Source organism: Streptomyces sp. PCS3-D2 (assembly GCF_000612545.2).
GTDB lineage: Bacteria > Actinomycetota > Actinomycetes > Streptomycetales > Streptomycetaceae > Streptomyces.
The window spans coordinates 1,051,134-1,074,441 of record NZ_CP097800.1; the positions used below are offsets into that span (position 1 = coordinate 1,051,134).

Here is a 23,308-nt window from a genome sequence, read left to right on the forward strand (position 1 = left end):
GGTGCGCCGGCGGCCCCGGTCACAGCAGCACCCCCGACCCGGTGGGCAGGGCCCGGGAGCCCGATCCGGTGGGCAGCGAGCCGACGAACGACCGGAAGTCCAGCACCGAGCCGCCCTCTTCGAAGACCCCGTCGAAACCCGCCGTCATCAGCGCCCGCTGCCGGGCGGACGTGCCGGAACCGGAACCGGATATCCCGAGCTTGCCTCCGATCACGGTGGGCGTGCAGGCCAGTTCGGGGCAGGCGCGCAACGCCTCGATCACCCGCAGTCCGTCGTTGAAGCCGTGCCCGTTGACACTGCTCAGGACGATGAGGTCCGGTCCGATCCGGTGGCACTCGGCGACCAGCAGCTCGTCCGGCACACAGGCGCCCAGGTTGGTGACCCGGTGTCCGAGTTCCTCCAGCAGCAGCTGGAGGAAGACCAGGTTCCAGGTGTGCGAGTCCGAGGCCATGGTCGTCACGACGACCTCCAGACCGGCCGGCTCGGCCTTTCCGTGCTGCTCCACGGCATGCTGCTCCACGGCGCAAACCCTCTGTGTCGGTGGGTGGATGTCCGGGGGGCGGGCCCGCCCGGCCGTGGACAGAACGCTAGGAAGGATCCCGGTACCGGACCGGCAGCTCGCCCGGCAGGATTCGGGCAGTATCCGCCCAGGCCGGACCGCGGACGCGGCCGCGGGACGGGACGGGACGGTCGGCCGGGTCTCACCCCGCGGCCGCCAGTTGCGCGTACACGCCGGTCCCGCACAGGCGCCGACACAGGTTCAGCACGGTGAACCGGACGCCGTCGCGGGCCGGGACGCTGCGGATGAGGCCGCTCGCCAGCAGCTCGTGCACCGCCGCCAGGCACTCCTGCGGGGGGCGGCCGCTCAGCTCGACGGCATCCTCGCCCGACCAGTCCCCCGGTGTGGCCGCGAGCCGCTCCAGCAGGTCCCGCTGGCCGAGCGTCAGCCGGTCCAGCGCGGCCCCGAGCGCCGCCCCCACGTCCGCCCGGCCGCCGAACCCCGCAGGGGGCGGCGCCAGATGGAACGGGCCGTCCGCGAGCCGTGCCACCAGCTGGCGTGGGGAAAGCACCGTCGACCAGCCCGCCACCAGCTCCAGCGCCCCGGGCAGACCGTCGAGCTCGCGGCAGATCGACGCCACGGCGGGCGCCTCCTCCGGCTCCAGGCGGAAGCCGGGCCGCAGCCGGCGCAGGTGCGAGAGCAGCAGCCGTACGGCGCCCACCTCGGCCAGCGCCACCGGATCGTGGTCGAGCTCCGGCCCGGGGGTGGGCAGCGGAGCGAGCGGGATCACCTGCCCGCCGGGCAGCGGCTGCGCCACCCGGGCGGTGATCAGCACCCGCAGGCCGGGGCAGCGGTGGAACAGTTCGTCCAGCAGGGCCGTGTCCACGCCCGCGTCGGCTCCGTCGAGCACGAGCAGGGTGGGCCGCTCCCCTGCCGTCCGGGCGAGCCCGGTCACCGGCTGCCGGCCGCAGTCGATCCAGCGCACCGACCACCGTGAGGCGAGGTGCAGCCGTCTCGCGACCTCCAGGACCAGCCGGGTCTTGCCGACCCCGCCGAGGCCCGCCACGGTCACCAGCCGGTCCCCGTGGACGGCGAGGGCGTCGGTCAGGACCTCGACCTCCAGTTCCCGGCCCACGATCGCGCCGCGGGCGACCGGCGGCGCGGTCGGTTCGTCGCGCGGCTCCTCCACGAGCCCCTGGCGGCGCGCGGCCGCCTCGAAGCTCGACCGGTGCTGGCCCTCCAGCCGCAGTGCGTCGGCCAGCAGCCGGACCGTCTCCTGCCGGGGCCGCTGCACCCGCCCGCTCTCCATGTCCCGGATCGCGCGGACGCTCAGGGTCGCGTGATCGGCGAGCACCTGCTGGGTCAGGCCGACGCGCTCGCGCCGGACCCTGAGCAGCTCTCCGAAGCCCGTCGTCGACTGCAGCGACGTAACACCGTGCATGCGTCGTCCACCTTCCGTGGGTTGGCCAAGTACCGGGGACCGAGGGACCCGGAGGCCGTACGGCCCGCCGGGAGCGGCTTCGACCGGTGGTGACCTTCGAGCCGTTGTTCCCCTTGCTGCCGATGGTCCCCGCCCCGGCTCTACGGCCGATCAACGGCGGATCACCACCCGCCCCACCGGGACCGGGAACGGCCGAGGGGCCGCCTCCGGATCGCTCCGGAGGCGGCCCCTCGGCACGGGAGGTGAACGGGCTCAGCACCCGCAGAGGGCGGATTCCCGCTGGTGGGGCTCCTGGGTGTGGGGTTCCTGGGTGTGGGCCCGGACGAGGACCGCCCGCTCAGGCGTCAGGAGTCCGCGCCGGTTCCCGGCCCGCGCCCGCGCGGACCGGGACGACAGGTTCCGCACCCGCGTCCCCTGCCGCGGATCGACGGGCCAGTGGGGCAACCGTGCCGTGCCCGCCGGTCGCCCCGGCGCACCGGGGTGTTCCGCGCCCGGGGGACAGCGGGGTGAAGGAGTCCTCCCCGGTCCCGCGACGTGTCACACCCTTGACCCGAGGGTGCCGGAGGGGTGGCCCTCGGCCGCCTCCGGTGTGCGGTCGAGGTCGGCGAGGTCCTGGGCCGTCAGGTGCAGGTTCGCCGCCGCGACGTTGGCCCGCAGGTACGTCAGGCGGGTGGTGCCGGGGACGGGGATGACGTGGTCGCCGTGAGCGAGGACCCAGGCGAGCGCCACCTGGGCCGGGGTGGCGCCGTGACGGTCCGCGACCTCGCGCAGGGGGGTGAGGATCCGCTGGTTCGCCGCGCGGGCCCGAGCGGTGAAACGCGGATGACGAGCACGCAGGTCTTCGGACGGGAAACGGGTGTCCGGTGTGATGGTCCCGGTGAGGAATCCGCGCCCCAGGGGCGAGAAGGGGACGAACAGGGCGCCGTTGCGGGCGCACCAGCCGACGATGTCCTCCTCGGGGTCCCGGCCGCCGAGCGCCTGCCGGGACCAGAGCGAGAGCTCGGACTGGACGGCGGCGACGGGGTGGATGCGATGCGCCTGTTCGGCCTGCCGGATGTGGACGTCCGAGAGGCCGAGGCGGGCGATCTTGCCCTCGGCCACCATCACGGCGAGGACGCCCCAGCTGTCCTCCAGGGGGACGGCCGGGTCGACGCGGTGCAGGTAGCACAGGTCCACGGTGTCGGTACGCAGGCGGCGCAGGCTCGCCTCGACCGCATCGCGCAGGTGCGCCGGCCTGCCGTCGCGGTGCAGGGTCATGGTGGCGAGGTCGTCCACGACCAGGCCGACCTTGGTGGCGAGGAACACCTCGTGCCGCCGGGGGGCGACGGCCCACCCGATCAGCGTCTCGTTGTGGCCCTCTCCGTACACGCCGGCGGTGTCCAGGAGCGTGGCTCCCAGGTCGACGGCCGCGTTCAGGAGCTCGGCCCAGGCCCGGTCGTCGGAGTGCGGGCGGACGTACATCCAGGGGCTCATGCCGGCGCAGCCGAGGCCCACGGCTCCGAGCCGCTGCCCGGTCGGCCGGAAGAGCCTGGTCCTCCGGCTCACCGAACAGCCGTTTCGCGGTGGTGCCACCGACCGACGCGGTGACCGGGCCGAACGGCGCCGCGGACCGGGATCGACGGGTACGGGTGGCGGGCCGGGCCCGGCCCGCCGGCTTCCGCCGAGGTCACTGCACGCACCCCGCCTCGTGCCGTACGGAGGCGGTCCGGTCGGCCGCCTGCACGATGGCGGGGCCGTCGGTGGCGCTCAGATCCACACTGCTCTCCAAGGAAAGGGGACGGGGGTCCGGCTGCTCAGCATGCCAGCTGACCGTCCGTCGGGGAGGGCGTCCATCAGCCGAACAATGACCGGACAACGCCCCTTGCCGCGGGAGGCTTTGGCGATGTCCGGGCGTACTCGTGGTCCGAGGGCGGCTCCCGGCCGACACACCCCGGCCACGGGGCGACGAAGGGCCCGGACTCCCCCGCGGTCAGGGTCAGCACCGGGGGCGGGCGCGGCCCGGGCAGGAGCACGGAGGACGGCGGCGCGGGCGAGCGGACCCGGCCCCACCACACCGCCAGACCGGTGACTTCCCGGCGGTGCCTGGCGGGAAGTCGGCAGTCCCCGTCCTAGCGTCCCCGAGCGGGGCGGAATCCGGGACGGCACCCGCCACGCAACGGAAGGACACACGATGGCACGTCGGTTTCGGACACGCGCTCTGTTGTCGACCTTCGTAGGACTGAACCTCCTCGCGCTGGCCGCGTGCGGCGTCGAGCGCTCCGCCGGCGTCTCGCCCCCCGACGACAGCCGGGTCAGGGCGCCGCGCGAGTTCAGCGGCATCGCCTGGCTCGCCACCGAGCGCAGGTCCACCGGCCCGGGGCGGGAGACGCAGCCACGAGAGGTCTTCCTGGTCTGCCACGACGCGAGGGACAACGACGCCGAACGCGACCTTCCCCGCCTTTCGATCGTGCGGACGCCGGTCGACCCCGACGGCATCTCCGTCGAAGAGCTTCACGTGGCCTTCCCCACCGTGCCGAACGACCTGGAGAGCATCGCCAGACTGCCCGGCCGGGACGAGGCGCTGCTGGTGGAGAGCAACGCCGACGGCGACGACCCCGACCCCACCATCTACCTCGCCCGGTGGGACAAGGACCTCAACGTCGAGATCGCGGGCTCGGTGCCCTGGCCGAAGACACCCGAGCCACTGGTCAACGTCGAGGCGACGGCCGTCGCGACGGTCGGCGGGCGGGACTACTTCGTGTACGCCGAGCGGGCGCAGGGCAGCGACACCACCCGCATCAACATGACCCGCCTGAAGGTCGGCAGGAACGGTGCGATCACGTTCGGCGGGACCTGGACGTCGGTCTCGTTCACCGCACCCGAGCCCCCCGGTGCACGCCCGGCCTCGGGCCTCGACATCGACGCGAAGGGCAATCTCTACCTCTCGTCCGCGTACGACCCCGGTGACCTCGGCCCGTTCGACAGTGCCGTGTACCACGCGGCCACGGTCCGGCGGGGCGGGCCCCTCGGTGCGGAGCTGGTTCCGGTCGCCCCTCCGAGGATGCTGGCCCGGAGCTCGGGGCTCAAGGTCGAGGGCGTCGCGCTGGTGTCCGGCGCCTTCCCGATCTTCATCAGTGACGACGACGAGGACTACGGCGGCCTGCTGCGGCAGCTGCGGGTGACGGAGCCGGAGGGCTGAACCGGCGCCGGACGGCCCGGAGACCACGACCCACCGCGCCTCGACCACCGCTCCTTCGCCGCCGCCAGCCGTGGCCGAAAACGGCCCTCACGGCGGCGGCGCACGCTCCGGCGACGGATACTGCAGGTCAACAGACCGGCAGCCCAGTGATCCCGAACAGGGAGTGCGTGCGGCCGACCGCTACGGCCGGAGGGACGTGCCGGCTCCCGAGTGCGAAAGGTTCAGGGATGAACACTCTGACCGCTCTGGCGTCGGCGGCTTTCGGCTCCACCGCCTGTCTCACGGCTCTCTCGACGGTGAAATGGCTCGGCCAGCAACCCCAGCGGTTCAAGCTCACGGGCCTGGCCGTAACCGGCGTGATCCTGTGCGCCGTCATCGCGACCATCGCGACCGCGAGCCGGAGCGTGGTGCTCGGCTTCATCGTGGGCGCCGTGCTGACACCGCCCGTCCACCGGCGGATCGTGCAACGACGCGGGTACGCAGCCACCTCCTGACCGCGTCGCCCCTGGAGATCGCCGCCCTGCCGGCAGGAGGCACCGCGCAGGGCCTGCCCGAGGAATGCGGCGAACAGGACTCGATCCCCATGGATCGGACCGGGGAGGGCGCTGCGCGGAAGGTGGAGGCCGTACAGTCCCGAGTGATCGACTTCCGGTCATCGTGGGTCCGCGCCTCAGCGCGGGGCCGGCCGGCACGCCCGTGCCGAGCAGGGTCGACGCGGACGGTAACTGCCGGGGCGAGAGGAGGCAGGGACGTGAGTGAGCGCAGCGAACGCCCACTGCTGTTCCTGGACGTCGACGGACCTCTCCTGCCGTTCGGCGGCGGCCCGCGGGGCGCTCTGTCGGGCACCGCGACCGATGCGCTCCTGACGCGGCTCGACCCGAGCATCGGGCCTCGCCTCGCTGCACTGCCGTGCGAGCCGGTCTGGGCCACCACCTGGGAGGAAGCGGCGAACACCGACATGGCACCCGAACTCGGCCTGCCACCCCTGCCGGTCGTGCGCTGGCCGGAGACCTCCGACGCGCAGGAGCGCGAGGACAAGTGGTTCGGGCTCCACTGGAAGACCCGAACCCTGGTCTCGTGGGCGGACGGACGCCCGTTCGCCTGGGTTGACGACGAGATCACCGATGCCGATCGGGACTGGGTGTCCGCCCACCACCGCGCCCCCGCCCTCCTCCACCGCGTCGCGTCGTCCCGCGGCCTCACAGGCGAAGACTTCACGGTCCTCGACCGATGGCTGCGGGCCGCGTGAGACTGCCCCGCAGTGGCCCACGGGAAGCGACGGGGGCGGGGCCCCATGAGCTTCATGGCGGCCCCGCAGCGCGGCCCCCCGCCTCCGGAGTCGGCGTGGCTCTCTCCCCGCGCCGGACGCATCCCCTTGGGGGGGTGTCACCGGCAACGGAGGCAACGGCAGACCTTCGACGAACGGGGGCCAGCCCCTACGGCCAGCCCTGCTTCACCTGGGCGGGTGCGGTGTTCCAGTGCTTGGGTATGAAGGTGATGACGTAGGTTCCGCGGTCGAAGTCGGCGTATCCGGAGGACCAGCTGCGGAACTTGCTCTCGTACACCTTCATGGGCCCCATGCCGCCTTCGGGCGAGTGATAGTGGTTCGCATGGGTCCATATGGTCTGGTCAGGGTGGGCTTCCTTCTGATCCCCGAACCAGCCGTAGTCGAAGTTGACGTAGCTCTCGCCCGGCCCGGCGGGGCTGCGTGAGGTGTTCCTGTCCTTCGACATGTCGACGAGGCCCGTGTTCCGGTCGGGGCGGAACGCATCGGGGTCGCCGTACTTCCGCTTGTCCGAGGAACTCCTGGGGTCCTGCCCGCTCCAGAAGTGCTTCGAGTAGATGACCGCCTTCATCCTGGACGGGTCGTGGTTGCCCCCGTTCCAGTCCTTGAAGGACGGGGTGTTCCGCAGGGCCGCGTAGAAGTTCGAACGGCTGCCTTCGGCGGCGAGAGCGTCGCCGTTCTTGGTGAGCTCTGCCTTGAGGTTGCTCAGATACGTGCTCTCGTCATGGGCGGTTTCCAGGGACCGGTTGATGACGGATGCCACTTCTCGGGCCCGGTCGAAGCCCTTCGTCTCATCGAAGCTCTGCTTGGCGACGCGGCCCTCGAACTCCGCCCGCGTCTCGCCCGGCCGGGGGCTGGTGTTCTCCAGGGCGCGCCGGTGCTTCTCCTCGTCGAAGGACGCGAAGGCCAGTCTGTTCGTCGGGTAGAAGCCCGAATTGACCCAGGTGACACCCACGCACCCGTAGGAGAGCTGCTCCCGCTGCCGTTCGGTCATCTGCTGCACTCGCCCGTCGCGGTGGCTGTAGGACTGCTGCCACTTGCGTATGTAATTGCTGATGCCGGTCGTGGCCCTGCCTCCGTAGGCCCGGTACGCGTCGGGCATGCGGTCCAGCGGCTCGGCGGGCGGCGTCACCCTGGCACCGGCCGCGGCCGAGGACCTGAGGGACTCGGTGGCGCTCGGCAGGTCCCCGCCGGGGGTCTTGTCCGGCCGGCCGATGTCCATGGCCGCTTCGTTCAGCGCGTTGATGAGTCGGACGTCATCGGCTGTCAGGCCGTGCCGGTCGGCATAGGAGCCCTTCGCGTCGCCGGGAGTGCCGGCTGCCTGACTGACGGACGGCGCGAGACCGGCGGTGCACAGCACGATGCCCACCGTGGTGAGGGCGAGGAACCCTGAACGTTTGTACATGAAATCCTGAGTTTCCCTTTGTTGAAAAGCGGAATGAGAGAACGGCTGGTGTCTGCGCAGCAGGAGTAACGAACTGACCGAGCCGGCTCGCTCCCCGTTCCCTCATTTCTTCGCTGCGTCCGGGAGCGACCAAGAGACCGACACCGGCCGGGGTTTCACCGGCCCTGCACCGATTTCGGAATGGACGGTCAGTTCGTGCGAGAAGTGATCCTGTCCCGGCGCCGATTCCTCGACAACACTGCGGCTCCACATTCGGCCAGCTGCCCGGTGGGGTGGTATTCGGTCATGCGGGTCGGACTCTGCCCCGAGTCGGTACGCCCGCCGGCGGCGTTCTTCCGTCCCCCCGCACGAGCCGCGGCACGCCCGGAGTCGGCCGCCCCGAAAGCCCCGCGCAAAGGCCTGGGGCGGCGCCGTCAACCGCGACGGGGAATGCCGGGCGGCAGCCGCGATACCGGCACGGGCGCTCCGGCCGACGTGTGTGGAACTCCGGAATGAGGTGGCTCTGCCCTTCGGATTGACCGCACGGTCTTCGCCACTCTCCCTTTCCAACCTCGGTCGGCTCACTGCCGGCCCGGCTCCGTCACGAGCCGTCGCCTTCCTCAGAACGGCCGGTAAAGCCCTCTCCAAGTCCCACGGCAGATACGCACGATCCCGGAAATGGTTGAATCCGACTCGACCGAAGGGTCGGCTCTTCCGTTTCCCCGGGCAGGTGACCGCGTATCAGAAGACCGATCGCGCCGGGATCTCCGCGACGCACTCGTGACCTCACGGCCCGCTCCACGCCGGTCCGCACGCCGCCGAGAATCCGGATGCGGGACGCATCGTGCGTCTGCGAGCATGCGTCGCCGTGGAGATCAACAATCTTGTCGTCCGCCGTGCGGTCGACTCCGATGCCGCCGCGGTGGCCGAGGTGTGGCTGCGCTCCTTCACGGCGGCGCTTCCGAGCGTGCGCCGGGCGCATACGGACGACGAGGTCCGGGCCTGGTTCCGGGAGGTGGTCGTGCCCGGACAGGAGACCTGGGTGGCGACGGTCGCATGCTCGGTCGTCGGGATGATGGTGCTGGAAGGTGGGGCTCTGGAGCAGCTCTACCTCGATCCGGCCTGGCAGGGACAGGGGATCGGCGGACGCCTGGTGGACCTGGCCAAGCAGCGTCGTCCAGCCGGTCTGACGCTGTGGACGTTCCGGGTCAACGCGTCGGCGCGGCGCTTCTACGAGCGGCGCGGATTCGCCGCGGGCGAGTGCACCGACGGTCACCGCAACGAGGAACGCGAGCCGGACATCCGGTACGTGTGGCGCCCGGACGAAGACGGACGCTCACCTGGGCAGGGGCGCCGTCGAACCCGTCGGGCGACTGCGCGCCGCATGGCCGCAGAACCGGGACCAGGTGGAGGTGATAACGAGGCACAAGGCACACTTCACGTGTAACAGCCCCTCGACCGACAAGAGGATCGAGCATGATCACGCTCAAGAAGGAAGACGGCCCGGCGGATCTGGACGGGGTGACCCATCTGTCCATCGGAGTGTCCTGGGACCCCACCGTCGGCAGTAGCGGCGGGCTGCTGGGGAAGATCCGTCAGAAGACCGGCACGGACCTCGACCTCATCGCCATCGCCATGTCGGGTGCCGAGCCGGTGCGACTGGCCGGGCTTGACTCCCTGGACCCGCTGGGCAACGGCTCGTTGGTGCACAGCGGAGACAACCAGACCGGGCACGGCGACGGCGATGACGAGACGGTGACCGTCGCGCTCGACCAGGTACCGTCCAACATCACCTCCATCGTGTTCATCGCCGCCGCGTACAAGAAGCGCAGCGCCTTCCAGAACGCCCGGAACATCAGCTTCAAGGTGTACGACGCGACGGGCGGCAGCACCCAGCAGGTCGCCGACATCTGGCCGAGCCTGCTCACCACCGACAACGGGTGCGCCGTGGCCAAGGCGACCAGGGACGGCGCGGGCTGGAAGCTCCAGGTGATCAATGAGACCGGGAAGATCAAGCAGGGGGACGAGCACGCCCTGATGCGCTTCGCCATGAGCAAGTAGCGGAGGTCCTGTCAGCGCGGCCTCACTGTGACAGCGGCACCGCGGCACCGCGGCCGTCGGCGGAACCGTTGTCGCAGGAGGTTCGCGCTCGGGCCACCGACCAGGAAGCCCGACCCTGCGGCTGTCGCAATCAACGCCACCCGACGCGCACGCATGTCTTCACCTTCCGTCGGCACCCGTTCATGGGGTGGCAACGGGATCGGACTGTTCGTCTTCGACGAGGCGCTGCACCGTGTGCACCGTCACCTCGGGCGCATGCCGGGCGAGGAAGGGCAGGAGAAGCGGGAACTCGATGGTGTGCGCCAGCGCGTGGGCGAAGAGCTGCCTGGCTCGCTGCGGCCCGGACACCTCGGCCACCGAGGCCAGAGCAACACCGTAGTCCGGCAGCGTATGCAGGGACACAGCCAGCCTGTCGGCTTCATCCAGATCCCCCAGCGCAGCAAACGCAACAGCGACGGCAGCCAGTGCCCGGTTCTCCCCGTACGCACCTGACTCCTCCGACCGGGCCAGGGCCTCTGCCTCGTCGGTGAGCGCCCGGGCCTGCTCCGGCGCAGCAATCCGGGCGTACCCGGCGGCCACCAGAGCGAGGGCCCGCGCCCGCTCCGCGGGCGACACGACAGTGCGGCAGATCTCCTCCGCCACGTCGACCTGCCCCGACCGGCTCAGACGTTCAGCCAACTCCGCCAGCGCCAGATCCCTGAACGGAAAATCTGTGCCGGAAACAAGGCTTCGCGCGCGCGTGAAGAACGCCTCCGCTTCGGTCGCGAGGCCCAGACCTGCGAACGTCTCCGCGAGTGCGGACAGAACGCGGGGGTGCCAGTGCCCACCCTCCAGGGCAGGCAGCAGTCCGACTGCGGTGTCGGAGATCCGCCGGCACTCGGCAGCGTTGTCCATCAGTGCCCAGACCCGGGCCAGGCGCTGCAATCCCCACGCTTTCGGAACGGGATCGCCGGGGAGCATCAGGATGGCTTCCGCACGGGTTGCCGGTTCCGATGCCAGGGAGTGGGCGCCTGCCAGCGCGAGCGCGCCGGCGTAGGCGACGAGCTTGCGCGCCCTCCGATCGGGATCGGTCTGCCCGTGCAGGCTGCGCGTTGCCAGCACGGCGCAGCGGCGGGCACGCTGAGGATCCGATTCCTTGAGAGCCGCCCAGCCGACGGCACTGTATGCCCCCGCTCGCTGGGCCCAGTCGGGGATGGAGGCCGCGATCTGCTCCGCAGCGGCGTGATCATGCAGCAGGGCGAGTCTTCTCGCGATGGCGTTGAGGCAGGCGGAACGGGTCTCCTCCTCGCCCGCGGTCAGCGCGTTTGCGAGATCGCGCACTTGATCGGCATGCTCCATGAGCGCCACTCGTGCCTCGAAAGCGGTCGACTCAACGGCTCCGCTCGTCGGCCGTGCAACCGCCCGCCACACACCCTCGGCGCGTCCTGGATACGCCAGTGCGTGCCAGCATGTGGCGACGAGCATCAGGGTGCTCGTCTGCCCGACGGAATTGTCCCGGACGGCCCAGCATGCCGCCTCGGCCTGCGCGGTCATCTGTACCGCTCGGCTGATCTGTCCGGCCTCGATCAGGGCCTCGGCAAGGGGGACAAGAGCTCTCGCCGCCCAGAACCCGCCGAGTTCGACAGCTGCGTTCCGCACCTGCTCGACTGCTTCCTCAAGGCCGCCGCAATCCTTGAGGTCCGCTGCCATGCGCACCAGGCAGGCCCGAGCGTATGCGGTCAACCGAGGGTTGTCTTCGTCTTCGATACCGGCGGCGAACGTCTGGCGAAGCTGCTCGGCACGCGTGGAGTCACCTCCCTTTGACAGCACGGCCACCATCTGCGCGATCTCTTCTCCGAAGAGGGCGACGGGCCTGAGCGACCCGACGAGGGCATCGGCGCGATCCTTCTCTCCCAGGGCCGCCCACAGGCCCGGCAGCTGGACGGGGATTCGGCGATTGCGCCAGAACAGGCGGTCCTTGGCTGCCGCCGTGTGCAGCATGACTGCCAGATCCGGGGCATCCTGGGCCAGCAGACAGCTGTGGATGGTCCCGATCTCACGGATCACGGCTGCGTCGCCGCCGCTGGCGGTGAGCATGCGGTCCTGACGCATCGGGTCCGTACTGAGCCCGGTCATCCGGTCGATGTCGCCCTTCGCGTGCAGCAGCCGGTGGTAGCCGTCGAGCAGATACTCCGGCGTGGACTCGGGCCAGCGCATGTCGCGGTAGCGGTCGGCCCATTGATGGATCCGCTCACGGAATGCCGACAGCTCACGCTCGCCGAGCGAAGCGACAGCAGTCTGCTGCAGTTCCTCGTGGGCAAGGACAAGCAGCGGCAGGTCCCCCCGCCCGGTCCGGCTGGCAAAGGTCCTGCCCGGAGCGGCGCGCAGCACGCGGCGCACCTTCCAGGGGGCCACCGCAGTCAGTTCGGCGAGGTCGCCCTCACTCAACCCGCCTCCCGCGGCCGCGACAAGACCGAGAACGTCGTGCCCGATTCCCTCGTCGTCGAGCAGGTGGGCGAGTTCGCGTTCCAGATCATCGCGGGCGAGCAGAGCGTGGGGGGAGGGCGCGAGCCGGCGCACCGTGCGTGCATCCCGCAGCGGATGCCGCGGCGGGACATCCGCCGGCACAGGGGGGTGAGGCCTTCCCGACACGATGATCCGCACGTTCGGCGGAACGACCGCCGGGAGCATGGCGGCAATGCTGTGTGCGTCCGCCCCGACCACCACCCCCCGGTCCTCGTCCAGGCCGTCCACCAACAACACCAGCCGCACACCCTGCACCGCGCAGGCTGCGCCCGCGTCCTTCAACAACCGCCCGAACCAACGCTGCTTCGCCGACGGCTCAAGAACGTGCGGCACCGGCTGCTCCGCCGCCTCGGCGAGTTGCTCCAGCACTGCATCGAGAAAAGCCGTCCAGTCGCTCTGCCCGGCCCAGCGAGCCGTGACGAAGAACGACACCACCTTCACTCCCGGCGGAGGAGCGAGGGCGAACGAAGCCATGAGGGCCGACTTTCCCGCCCATGCCGGCGCTTGCCACCAGGTGTAGGCATCGCCGTGTTCGTCCGTGCAGAACGCCGAGAGGTCGGCCAGCTCCTCCTCCCGCCCGACCAACTCCCAGGGAAAGATCTTCTCGACCTGCTCACGGTAGGCAGATCGCGCCGGGGCGGGCACCCCGGTGACCACCACATCTCCATGGTGGGTACCAGAGTTGGCGTATCCGCCGTTTGCGGTCGCAGCACCAGTCCGTGAGGCAGTGATCCTCGGATGAGCAGCGATGGCGACACCCCCAGGGCAGGGGCACAGGGCCGCTGACCCCGCACCGTCTCGGACACGGGGGACCATACCCACGGGGCTCCGACCCCAGACCGCACCGTGCCGTCCCGGTGCAGACCGGCTCCGGCTCAGGCCCGGCACGGGCCCGGCCTTCCACGGCTCTCGGCCGCACGGGCCCCTGCCAGGCTCTTGACAGGGGCTCCGTGCTGCCCGAAGCCATACGTCGCTCCACGTCTGCAGAGCTTCGCATGCTGTCCGAACCCGTGGGCAGGTGCCGTCAGGGGCTGCCGTCAGGGGCTTTCACCCGTAACGCGGACCGGCACCTCCTCGACGGACGCATCCGGGCCGGAGGCCTGGGGACGGCAGGGCCGCATCGCTGTCAGACGGCGGTGGTCTCACTTCGGGGCGTGCTCGCCCAGGTAGAAGAGCAGCCAGATGAACCCGGCGAACACGTGCGTGCCGAAGATGTAGAAGAAGGCGCGCAGCGCGACGCCCTGCTCTTTCCACTTCTCCTGGTCCGCCGCAGGCTTCGCCCGGGGGTCATCGTCCGTCATCGTGTGGGTTCCTTCCTGGTGTACGGCGCCCGGAGCGGGTGCGCGGGCGCCCCGCACGGAGCAGCGGCGCCCTCCGGGCCGAAGGGGGCCGGCGGCTGTTCGGTGCGCCCACGGGCGGCCCGCACCGAGCCCGGCAGCAGCGGCACCGTCCGACCGCGCTCGCACACCGGTCCCGTCGCCGCACACCCGCGGGGATGCCGCGCCCTCAGCGCGGCACAGCACGCGCCGGTGACGCGGTCCGGTTCACCGGCTGCCGCCGTCCTCGGCCACGTCGTGATCGCGAGCCATGCGCAGCGCGTCCGCGAGCTCCTCCTCGGCCAGAGCCTCCTCGAAGGCATCGCCGTCCTGCTGCGCGGCCCGGAGACGAGCCCGCGCCGTGCGGACCCTCTCCTGCACGGCTTCCTCGAACCCGGCCACGCTCCCGCCCCCACCCTCCGGATCAAGACCTTGCGAATTGCATAACTCTGCAAGTCTAGCGCCTGCCAGCCCGCCGGGAAGCCCAGGGTGGGCCTGGTCAGCAGATCCGATGGACCCGCCGACGGGCCGGCTGCCATCGGCCCCAACCGCGGCCGACCCTCCCACAGCGACCGGGGCGTCCGCCCGAGCCGCCCCGAGCCCGTGCGAGCACTCCACAGGCAAGGGGTCAGGCCTTCTTGACCACACTCGACTTGAGCTGCATGGCGCCGAAGCCGTCGACCCTGCAGTCGATGTCATGGCCGTCCACCCCGTCGACCAGGCGGATGTTGCGCACCTTGGTGCCCGCCTTGATCCCCGACGGGCTGCCCTTGACCTTGAGCGCCTTGACGACCGTCACGGCATCGCCGTCGCTCAGCACGTTCCCGACGGAGTCCCGGACCACGCGAACCCCGGAGGCGCTTGCGTCATCCGCCCCCGCCGCGGTGGGAACCCACTCGTGGGCGCACTCCGGGCAGACCATCAGAGCGTTCATCTCATAGGTGTACTCACTGGAGCACCTCGGGCACGGGGGCAGGCTCGCCGTCATCTGTTCTGTCCTAGCTCGGTGCGAACGCACGCGGGCCCCTGGAGGCGCCGGCGCGATGGGCGGATCAGGATATCCGAATTGCAGACTTCTGCAATTCGCCACATCCAGAGCGGCTCGGGGCGTCCGACCGGTTCATCGGAGGCCTGCCGGACCCCGCAGCTCATCCGGCGGAGCTGTCCCCCCAGGCCCGCATGCCCCTGGCCCGGGCGGCCCTGGATCCCGTCCCGGAAGCGAAGAGGTCGAGGACTTCCAGAGCGAGGTCCGGCCGGGCGGCTGAGGCCAGTACCCCTCCACCGAAGGTCGATGTGATGCTGGTGTCACCGGGCAGCGGTCCGGCGATGACGACGTCCGGCAGGTCCATCAGCTCGCTGAGCTGCTGAAACGCCAGGTCGGCCCGGCCCGAGGACAGCAGGCTGCCGACGGGCACGCCCGGAGGTGCCTGGACGAACCGGCCTGCGAGCGTGTCGGCGAGACCCAGCCGGCCGATCAGAGCGATCAGGGCCGTCCCACTGGGACCGGTGGAGTAGGCGATCTTCTTCGCGGACCGCAGAACGGCCCGCAGGTCGGATTCCGAGTCGAGCTCCGGAACGGGTGAGCCCTCCGGCACGGCGGCGACGACCTGGGAGATCCACAGCGGTCGCGCCGTGCCGGCCAGGAGGTACCCCTCCTTCTCCAGCACGGCCAGCGCTCCGTCGGCGAGCACGAGCAGATCGGCCTCGGCGCCCTCGCGCACCCGCCGTGCGATCTCGACCCCGCCGGCGGCCTCGAAGCACACGGGAAGCCCGTGCACGAGCCGGATGTGCTCGGTCAGCTCGGCCAGCAGCGGCCGCGTCGCCATCGAGGACAGCCCGGAGATCACTCCGTTCACGTCACCTCCCTGTGTCCGGCAGATGGTACGGCGCTCGGCGCGGGCCGCTCAACGCCGGTTTGCGAGACTGACCGCGTGAGCGCACCCCGGAGCACAGCAGCTGGCAAAGTCCTCGACGTCCTCGCGGCCTTCGACCGCGAGCACCCGTCGCAGACCCTGTCGGAGATCGCCCAGCGCACCGGCCTGGCCCTGAGCACGGCGCACCGGGTGGTCGCCGAGCTCGCGGGGTGGGGGGCGCTGGAGCGCGGGGAGGACGGCTCCTGGCACGTCGGGCTAAGGCTGTGGGAGATCGCCTCGGGATGCCCGCGCACCCAGATCCTGCGCGATGTGGCGCTGCCGTTCATGCAGGACCTCTACGAGGCGACGCACGAGAACGTCCAACTCGCGGTACGTGAGGGCACGGAGCTCGTCTTCATCGAGCGGATCGCCGGGCACCGCTCGGTGGAGCTGCTGACCATGGTGGGAACCCGTTTCCCGATCGGCTCCACCGGGATGGGGCGGGTGCTGCTGGCCCATGCGCCGCCGGACATCCAGGAGGAGGTCCTCGCAGCGCCGCTGCGGGCCTGGACCCCGCACACCGTCACCGACCCGAAGACGCTGCGGGCGCAGTTGGACCGCATCCGCCGCGAACAGGTCTTCGTCAGCGACCGGCAGCTCTCGCAGAGCACGGTCGCGGTGGCCGCTCCCGTACGGATCGGCCGCAACGGGCCGGTCTCCGCCACGTTGGGAATCGTGTTCACGGCCCGCGGAGCGAGCCGCGCGCGGGGACTGCGGGACCCGCTCCTGCGGGCCGCGTACGCGATCTCCGACGAACTGGGCCGGCGTACCCGCCGCTCTGCCTGATGTCCCCGCGCGCTTCCGCCTGACGGAAAGGCCGGAGACGGACCGACGCCCCGGGTGTCACCGTTCGACGTGTTCGCAAGGATCACAGTCGCTCAGGAGATGTCATGGCCGACGCCGTCGTCGATACCGTTGCCTCGGTTCCCGTCGCAGTCATCGGCGCCGGCCCGGCCGGCCTGATGCTGGCGCACCGGCTGGGCCGCGCCGGAGTCGACACGATCGTGGTCGACACCCGTACCCGGCGCGAGATCGAGGCGACTCAGCGGGCCGGGATCCTGGAGGCCGATGCGGCCCGGGACCTCGTGGAGACAGGCGTCTGCGACCGGATCCTGCGCGAGGGACGCGAACACGAAGGCATCGAGGTGCGGTTCGGCGGCCGGGCGCACCGGATCGACTTCAAGGCGCTGGTCGGCGAGTCCGTCTGGCTCTACCCGCAGACCGACGTGTTCATCGACCTGGCCGACGCACGGCAACGCGACGGCGGCACGGTCCACTTCGGTGTCTCCGACACCGAGGCGCTCGACATCACGACCACCGCTCCGCGCGTCCGGTACACCGCCGCCGACGGCTCCCGGCACGAGATCCGTGCGCGGTACGTGGTCGGCGCGGACGGATCGCGCAGCATGTGCCGCGACCTCGTGCCCGCAGACCGGCGGGTGCGGTACGGCAAGGAGTACCCCTTCGCCTGGTTCGGCATCATGGCCCAGGCGCCGGCGAGCGCGCCGGAGCTCGTCTACGCCCACTCCGAGCACGGCTTCGCACTGATCAGCCAGCGGACCGAGACCGTGCAGCGGATGTACTTCCAGTGCTCGCCCGACGAATCCGTCGACGCCTGGCCGCAGGACCGTATCTGGGAGACGCTCCAGGCCCGAGTGGCCGGCGAGGACGGTTTCCGGCTCAAGGAGGGGCCGGTCCTGGAGAAGACGGTACTGCGGTTCCGCTCGTTCGTGCAGGAGCCGATGCGCTGGGGGTCCATGGCGCTCGCCGGTGATGCCGCCCACACCGTGCCGCCGACCGGCGCCCGCGGGCTCAACCTCGCGCTGCACGACGTCAAGGTGCTGGCGGAGGTGCTCCTGCGGGCGCTCGGACCGGCGGGCGCGGGCGCGCTCGACGCCTACCAGCCCCGTGCGCTGCAACGGCTGTGGCGGGCGCAGAACTTCTCCTCCTGGATGACCCGGCTGCTGCACACCCCGCCGGGCGGCTCGGGGTTCGACCTGCGGCGCCAGTCGGGCGAGTTGGACAACGTGCTGGGCACCCGCGCCGGCCGCACCTATCTCGCCGAGCAGTACACCGGCTGGCCCGTCCGTTCCCGCGGCTGACACCGACGACCCCAGGAGACCTGATGATCATCGACTGCCACGGCCACTTCACCACGGCTCCGCCCCCGTTGGCACGGTGGCGGGACCGGCAGGTGGCGGCGGTCGGCTCCCCCTCGGACGCGCCGGACCCCGACGACCTGCTCATCACCGACGAGAACCTGCGGGAGGCGATCGAGGGCCATCAGCTGCGCCTCATGAATGAGCGCGGCATCGACCTGACCGTCTTCTCCCCGCGGGCCAGCTTCATGGCCCACCACATCGGCGACTTCCAGGTCTCCTCGGCGTGGGCACGGATCTGCAACGACCTCGTCCACCGCGTGAGCACGCTCTATCCCGACCGCTTCGCGATGGGAGCGATGCTGCCGCAGTCCCCCGGAGCCGCCCCGTCGACCTGCCTGCCCGAGCTGCGCCGCGCGGTGGAGGAGCTCGGCGCGGTGACCGTCAACCTCAACCCGGATCCGTCGGGCGGCAAGTGGACCGCACCGCCCCTGACGGACCGCAGCTGGTACCCGCTCTACGAGGCGATGGCCGAGTACGACATCCCCGCGATGATCCACGTCAGCACCTCGTGCAATCCCGCCTTCCACACCACCGGCGCGCACTACCTGAACGCGGACACCACGGCGTTCATGCAGCTTGTCCAGGGCGACCTGTTCGCCGACTTCCCGACCCTCCGGTTCGTCATCCCGCACGGCGGCGGAGCCGTCCCGTACCACTGGGGGCGGTTCCGCGGCCTGGCGTCGGCGCTCGGCAGACCTGATCCGGAGGCGCTGTTCGACAACGTCTTCTTCGACACCTGCGTCTACCACCAGCCCGGCATCGACCTGCTGACCAGGGTGGTCCACAGCCGGTCCGTCCTCTTCGCGAGCGAAATGATCGGCGCGGTACGCGACATCGACCCGCGCACCGGTCACCACTTCGACGACACCAAGCGGTACGTCGACGCCACCCCGTACCTCTCGGACGAGGAACGCGCGGCCGTCTACTGCGGCAATGCCCTGCGCGTCCACCCCCGCCTCGCCGCCCGCCTCGCCGCGGCCGAACGCTGACCCCCGCGACCGTCGACCCCCAGGAGGAGCACCCATGCAACACACCGAGACCGGCGTCGTCCACACGAAGATCGACCGGGCCGGTCCGGAGACGGTCGCCGCCCTGTCCGTGTTCGGCGTCGCGACCCTCCATGAGGCGATGGGCCGGGTCGGCCTGATGCGCCCCTACCTGCGCCCGGTCTACCCGACGGCCCGGATGTGCGGCACGGCCGTGACCGTGCTGCTCCAGCCCGGCGACAACTGGATGCTGCACGTCGCCGCCGAGCAGGTCCAGGACGGGGACGTGGTGGTGGCCGCCTGCACCGCCGAGAGCGAGGACGGCTTCTTCGGCGAGCTGCTCGCCACCTCCTTCCGCGCACGCGGCTGCCGGGGGCTGGTCATCGACGGCGGCGTACGGGACACGGCCGACCTGGAGGACATGGACTTCCCCGTCTTCTCCCGGGCCGTCCACGCCAAGGGCACGGTCAAGGCCACCCTCGGCTCGGTCAACGTCCCGGTCGTCTGCGCCAACGCCCTCGTCCGGCCCGGCGATGTCGTCGCGGCCGACCGCGACGGTGTGGTGGTGGTGCCGCGCGAGCGAGCCGCCGCGGTCGCCGAGGCGGCGGCGCGGCGGGAGGCCGACGAGGAGACCAAGCGCGCCCAGTTCCGCAAGGGCGCGCTCGGCCTGGACGTGTACGGCATGCGCGGCCCGCTGGCCGAGCTCGGGCTGCGCTACGAGGACTGATGATGACGCCGAGCTTCGAGAAGACCCCCGGATGGCTCGACTGGTGCGCCGATCCGAGCCGTCCCCGCTTCCGGCTGCCCGAGGGTGCCGTCGACGCGCACTGCCACGTCTTCGGGCCGGGCGCCGAGTTCCCGTATGCGCCCGAGCGGAAGTACACCCCGTGCGACGCGTCGAAGGACCGGCTCTTCGCGCTCCGCGACCACCTCGGCTTCGCCCGGAGCGTCGTGGTCCAGGCGACCTGCCACGGCGCCGACAACCGGGCGATGGTCGACGCGCTGCGGGCTTCGGGGGGAACGGCCCGGGGAGTGGCGACGGTGCGGCCCGACGTCGGCGACGAGGAGCTGCGCGAGCTGCACGAGGCGGGGACGCGCGGCGTGCGGTTCAACTTCGTCAAGCGGCTCGTCGACGCGGCGCCGCGGCAGGACCTCATGGACCTCGTCGGACGGATCGCACCGTACGGGTGGCACGTCGTCGTCTACTTCGAGGCCGCCGACCTCGCCGGCCTGCGCGACTTCTTCCTGTCCGTACCGGTGCCGCTGGTCATCGACCACATGGGCCGGCCCGACGTCTCCCAGGACCCGGACGGCCCCGAGTTCGAGGCGTTCCTCGACTTCATGCGGGCCCGGCCCGACATCTGGTGCAAGGTCACCTGCCCGGAGCGGCTCACGGTGAGCGGCCCGCCGGCCCTCGACGGCGAGCCCGAGGCGTACCGCGACGTCGTCCCGTTCGCCCGGCGCGTGGTCGGGGAGTTCCCCGACCGGGTGTTGTGGGGCACGGACTGGCCGCACCCGAACCTCGTCTCCCACATGCCCGACGACGGTCTGCTCGTCGACTTCATCCCGCACATCGCACCGACGCCGGACCTGCAGTGGAGGCTCCTCGTCGACAACCCGATGCGCCTGTACTGGCCGGACGCCGGCTGATTCGCCCACGGCCGGAGGCCGCCATGTCACTGGACAAGACCTACAAGCTGGTGCCGGGCACCACGATCTTCGACACCGAGCAGTCCGCCAAGGGCTACCACCTCAACCAGTTCTGCATGTCCCTGATGACCGCGGAGAACCGCGCGCTGTACCTCGCCGACGAACGCGCCTACCTGGACGCGTGGCCGCTGCGGGAGGAACAGAAGCGGGCGCTGCTCGACCGCGACCTCAACGCCGCCATGAACGAGGGCGGAAACATCTACTTCCTCGCCAAGTGGGGCGCCACGCTGGGGCTTTCGTTCCAGCAGATGGCCGGTTCGATGACCGGTATGACCGAGGAGGAGTATCGCGGCATGATGGTCGGCGGCGGCCGCTCCGTCGAGGGAAACCGCATAGACCACGCCGTCCTGGAGGCGGCGCACGCCGCACAGTCGCCCCCCGCCGGGCACGCCGTCGTCACCGGCGCGGTCTTCACCTCCCACGTGCCGGCCATCGGCGCGGCGATGGACCACGGCAAGACCGAAGAGGCCTACTGGAAGCCGGTCTTCGAGGGATACGCGTTCTCCAGGGAGTGGGAGCGGGAGAACCTGCCCGATGTGATCTTCCTGGTCTACAACGACCACGCGTCCGCGTTCGATCTGACGTTGATCCCGACGTTCGTACTCGGCACCGGCGCGGCCTTCGCCACCGCCGACGAGGGGTACGGGCCCCGCCCCGTCCCTGGCATCGAGGGCGACCCCGACCTGGCCGCACACATCGCGCACTCGCTCGTCAGGGACGACTTCGACCTCACGCTCGCCAACGAGCTGAGCGTCGACCACGGCCTGACGGTGCCGCTGTCGCTGATGTTCGGGGACGTCGAGAAGTGGCCGTGCAGGGTCATCCCGTTCCACGTCAACGTGGTGCAGTACCCGGTGCCCTCGGGCGCCCGGTGCTTCCGGCTCGGCCAGGCCCTGCGCAAGGCGATCGAGTCGTACGACCGACCGCTGAAGGTCCAGGTCTGGGGCACCGGCGGCATGAGCCACCAGCTCCAGGGCCCGCGCGCAGGCCTGATCAACCGGGAGTGGGACAACGCCTTCCTCGACCGGCTGATCGCCGACCCGGCCGGCCTGGCACAGATCCCGCACCTGGAGTACGTCGAGGAAGCCGGCTCGGAGGGCATCGAGCTGGTCATGTGGCTGATCGCCCGCGGGGCGATGAGCGACGTGGACGGGACCGGGCGGGTCGACGTCAAACACCGCTTCTACCACGTGCCGGCGTCCAACACGGCCGTCGGCCATCTGATCCTCGACAACCACCCCCGGGCCCAGGAGCCCGCGGAAGGAGTGAACTGACATGACCGACGACCGAACCCTCAGGATCGCCCTGGCCGGCGGCGGCGCCTTCGGTGCCAAGCATGCGGCCGCCCTCCGGCGCATCGAGGGGGTCGAGGTGACCGCCGTCGTGAGCAGCAGCCTGGAACGGGCGCAGAAGTTCGCCGCGGAGCAAGGGGTGAGCCGCGCCGCCGCCTCCCTTGACGAGGTGCTGACGATGGACGACATCGACGCCGTCGTCCTCGCCACCCCCACACAGCTGCACGCCGGGCAGACGCTGGCCTGCCTCGAAGCGGGCAAGCACGTCCAGGTCGAGATCCCGCTCGCCGACTCGCTCGCCGACGCCGAGGCGTGCCTGGCGGCGCAGCGGCGCACGGGGCTCGTCGCGATGGTGGGCCACACCCGCCGCTTCAACCCCAGCCACCAGTGGGTGCGCCGGCGGATCGACGCGGGCGAGTTCGCGGTCCAGCAGATGGACGTGCAAACGTACTTCTTCCGCCGGGAGAACCTCAACGCGTTGGGCGAGCCGCGCTCCTGGACCGACCACCTGCTGTGGCACCACGCCGCGCACACCGTCGATCTCTTCGCCTACCAGACCGGCTCACCGATCGTGCAGGCCCATGCCCTCCAGGGTCCCGTGCACCCCGCGCTGGGCATCGCGATGGACATGTCGGTCCAGCTGCGCGCGGCGAACGGTGCCCTCTGCACCCTGTCGCTGTCGTTCAACAACGACGGTCCGCTCGGTACCTCCTTCCGCTACATCGGCGACACCGGGACCTACCTGGCTCGCTACGACGACCTCGTCACCGGACGGGACGAGCCGATCGACGTCAGCCGCGTCGACGTGTCGACGGATGGGATCGAGCTCCAGGACCGCGAGTTCGTCGCCGCCATCCGCGGTGGCCGCGAACCGAACTCCTCCATCGCCCAGGTCATGCCCTGCTACCGGACGCTGGCGGCCCTGGAGGAGCAGCTCACCGCCGCTTCGGCCCCGTAGGCGGGAGAACCGGGCCGGTTGCCGCGCAGGATCGGACCGGCATCCACGAGAACGAGCTGACGGTGCCGGCCACCACGCACACGTGGTGGCCGGCACCGTCAGCTCGTTCTCGTGGCGCGGTCGGCCCGGGAGCGGGTCAGGCGTAGTGGCGGTAGACGGCCTCGGCGACGCAGGCCGGCTTGTCACTGCCCTCGACCTCGACGGTGAAGGTGACCGGCATCTGCACGCCGTTGCCCCTGACCTCCTCCACCGTACCGACGAGGCCGTGGAGGCGGATCTGCGCGCCGACGCGGACGGGGCTGGGGAACCGGACCTTGTCCAGGCCGTAGTTGACGCTCATCGTGGTGCCGGTGATGCCGAGCAGCTCGCCGAAGAGCGGGATGATCAGGGAGAGGGTGAGGTAGCCGTGGGCGATGGGGCCGCCGAAGGGCCCGTCCGCGGCCTTCTCCGGGTCCGTGTGGATCCACTGGTGGTCGTCGGTGGCGTCGGCGAAGGTGTTCACCCGGTCCTGGGTGATCTCGATCCACTCGGTGCGACCGAGGTCGGCTCCGCTGAGGGAGGTGAGTGCGCCGAGTCCGTCGGCGAGGGTGATGGGCATGCGAAGGCCTTTCGATGGGG

General features: G+C 71.0%; 21 protein-coding genes and 1 pseudogene. 12 read left to right on the forward strand and 10 right to left on the reverse strand.

All coding sequences use genetic code 11. The features are described 5' to 3' along the window. Positions 1 to 19: 19 nt before the first annotated feature. The 3 genes from AW27_RS04330 to AW27_RS04340 form a co-directional block, all read right to left on the reverse strand. On the reverse strand, positions 20 to 520 hold the full coding sequence (locus AW27_RS04330; protein ID WP_037916255.1) for a cobalamin B12-binding domain-containing protein: 501 nt from the start codon (positions 518 to 520) through the stop codon (positions 20 to 22). 181 nt (positions 521 to 701) lie between these two features. Beyond that, a complete protein-coding gene (locus tag AW27_RS04335) occupies positions 702 to 1,940 on the reverse strand; it encodes a helix-turn-helix domain-containing protein (RefSeq protein WP_037916254.1) in 1,239 nt (412 codons plus the stop codon). 537 nt (positions 1,941 to 2,477) lie between these two features. Further along, positions 2,478 to 3,485 carry an aldo/keto reductase gene (locus AW27_RS04340; RefSeq protein ID WP_052030047.1) on the reverse strand — a complete coding sequence of 336 codons (1,008 nt, stop codon included), beginning with the start codon at positions 3,483 to 3,485 and terminating at the stop codon, positions 2,478 to 2,480. A 655-nt stretch (positions 3,486 to 4,140) separates the two neighbouring features. Here AW27_RS04340 and AW27_RS04345 point away from each other — a divergent pair. The 3 genes from AW27_RS04345 (at position 4,141) to AW27_RS04355 (ending at position 6,367) form a co-directional block, all read left to right on the forward strand. Then, complete coding sequence (locus tag AW27_RS04345) at positions 4,141 to 5,118, forward strand: hypothetical protein (protein ID WP_236647455.1); 978 nt, start codon at positions 4,141 to 4,143, stop codon at positions 5,116 to 5,118. Positions 5,119 to 5,345: 227 nt separating this feature from the next. Further along, the gene (locus AW27_RS04350) at positions 5,346 to 5,612 is read left to right on the forward strand and encodes a hypothetical protein (RefSeq protein ID WP_037916250.1); all 267 of its coding nucleotides are present in this window, start codon (positions 5,346 to 5,348) and stop codon (positions 5,610 to 5,612) included. A 257-nt stretch (positions 5,613 to 5,869) separates the two neighbouring features. Next, on the forward strand, positions 5,870 to 6,367 hold the full coding sequence (locus AW27_RS04355; protein WP_037916248.1) for an HAD domain-containing protein: 498 nt from the start codon (positions 5,870 to 5,872) through the stop codon (positions 6,365 to 6,367). Positions 6,368 to 6,554: 187 nt separating this feature from the next. On the opposite strand, the gene AW27_RS04360 is transcribed toward AW27_RS04355, so the two are convergent. Further along, positions 6,555 to 7,808 (reverse strand): protein-glutamine gamma-glutamyltransferase, encoded by a 1,254-nt coding sequence (locus AW27_RS04360; protein WP_037916246.1) that lies wholly within the window; start codon positions 7,806 to 7,808, stop codon positions 6,555 to 6,557. Positions 7,809 to 8,655: 847 nt separating this feature from the next. Here AW27_RS04360 and AW27_RS04365 point away from each other — a divergent pair. Continuing rightward, a pseudogene (locus AW27_RS04365) lies at positions 8,656 to 9,108 on the forward strand (GNAT family N-acetyltransferase); the annotation flags it as partial. A gap of 155 nt (positions 9,109 to 9,263) precedes the next feature. Further along, a complete protein-coding gene (locus AW27_RS04370) occupies positions 9,264 to 9,848 on the forward strand; it encodes a TerD family protein (RefSeq protein WP_037916243.1) in 585 nt (194 codons plus the stop codon). A gap of 180 nt (positions 9,849 to 10,028) precedes the next feature. Here AW27_RS04370 and AW27_RS04375 read toward each other — a convergent pair whose 3' ends face one another. From AW27_RS04375 to AW27_RS04395, 5 genes are all read right to left on the reverse strand, one after another. After that, positions 10,029 to 13,013: a hypothetical protein gene (locus tag AW27_RS04375; protein WP_157840156.1), complete on the reverse strand. Its 2,985-nt coding sequence runs from the start codon at positions 13,011 to 13,013 to the stop codon at positions 10,029 to 10,031. 482 nt (positions 13,014 to 13,495) lie between these two features. Then, positions 13,496 to 13,654, reverse strand: a complete 159-nt coding sequence (locus AW27_RS04380; RefSeq protein ID WP_172671256.1) for a DUF6126 family protein — start codon at positions 13,652 to 13,654, stop codon at positions 13,496 to 13,498. Between the two features lie 243 nt (positions 13,655 to 13,897). Further along, complete coding sequence (locus AW27_RS04385; RefSeq protein ID WP_157840155.1) at positions 13,898 to 14,071, reverse strand: hypothetical protein; 174 nt, start codon at positions 14,069 to 14,071, stop codon at positions 13,898 to 13,900. A gap of 226 nt (positions 14,072 to 14,297) precedes the next feature. Continuing rightward, entirely contained in the window at positions 14,298 to 14,657 is a 360-nt protein-coding gene (locus tag AW27_RS04390; RefSeq protein WP_037916236.1) for a zinc ribbon domain-containing protein YjdM, read from the reverse strand. Between the two features lie 160 nt (positions 14,658 to 14,817). Beyond that, on the reverse strand, positions 14,818 to 15,525 hold the full coding sequence (locus AW27_RS04395; protein ID WP_052030046.1) for a substrate-binding domain-containing protein: 708 nt from the start codon (positions 15,523 to 15,525) through the stop codon (positions 14,818 to 14,820). Between the two features lie 75 nt (positions 15,526 to 15,600). On the opposite strand from AW27_RS04395, the gene AW27_RS04400 reads away from it, so the two are divergent. The 7 genes from AW27_RS04400 (at position 15,601) to AW27_RS04430 (ending at position 22,690) form a co-directional block, all read left to right on the forward strand. Then, a complete protein-coding gene (locus AW27_RS04400; protein WP_037916232.1) occupies positions 15,601 to 16,368 on the forward strand; it encodes an IclR family transcriptional regulator in 768 nt (255 codons plus the stop codon). A gap of 104 nt (positions 16,369 to 16,472) precedes the next feature. After that, positions 16,473 to 17,684, forward strand: a complete 1,212-nt coding sequence (locus AW27_RS04405; protein ID WP_037916222.1) for a 4-hydroxybenzoate 3-monooxygenase — start codon at positions 16,473 to 16,475, stop codon at positions 17,682 to 17,684. Between the two features lie 23 nt (positions 17,685 to 17,707). Continuing rightward, positions 17,708 to 18,733: an amidohydrolase family protein gene (locus AW27_RS04410; protein WP_037916219.1), complete on the forward strand. Its 1,026-nt coding sequence runs from the start codon at positions 17,708 to 17,710 to the stop codon at positions 18,731 to 18,733. A gap of 34 nt (positions 18,734 to 18,767) precedes the next feature. Continuing rightward, complete coding sequence (gene ligK, locus AW27_RS04415) at positions 18,768 to 19,457, forward strand: 4-carboxy-4-hydroxy-2-oxoadipate aldolase/oxaloacetate decarboxylase (RefSeq protein ID WP_037916216.1); 690 nt, start codon at positions 18,768 to 18,770, stop codon at positions 19,455 to 19,457. 2 nt (positions 19,458 to 19,459) lie between these two features. After that, positions 19,460 to 20,380, forward strand: coding sequence for an amidohydrolase family protein (locus AW27_RS04420; protein WP_037916215.1), 921 nt, complete (start codon positions 19,460 to 19,462; stop codon positions 20,378 to 20,380). A gap of 23 nt (positions 20,381 to 20,403) precedes the next feature. After that, the gene (ligA, locus tag AW27_RS04425; protein WP_037916212.1) at positions 20,404 to 21,714 is read left to right on the forward strand and encodes a protocatechuate 4,5-dioxygenase subunit alpha; all 1,311 of its coding nucleotides are present in this window, start codon (positions 20,404 to 20,406) and stop codon (positions 21,712 to 21,714) included. 1 nt (position 21,715) lies between these two features. Then, positions 21,716 to 22,690 (forward strand): Gfo/Idh/MocA family oxidoreductase, encoded by a 975-nt coding sequence (locus tag AW27_RS04430; RefSeq protein ID WP_037916210.1) that lies wholly within the window; start codon positions 21,716 to 21,718, stop codon positions 22,688 to 22,690. 136 nt (positions 22,691 to 22,826) lie between these two features. Here AW27_RS04430 and AW27_RS04435 read toward each other — a convergent pair whose 3' ends face one another. Beyond that, complete coding sequence (locus AW27_RS04435) at positions 22,827 to 23,288, reverse strand: MaoC family dehydratase (protein ID WP_037916208.1); 462 nt, start codon at positions 23,286 to 23,288, stop codon at positions 22,827 to 22,829. Positions 23,289 to 23,308: the final 20 nt, after the last annotated feature.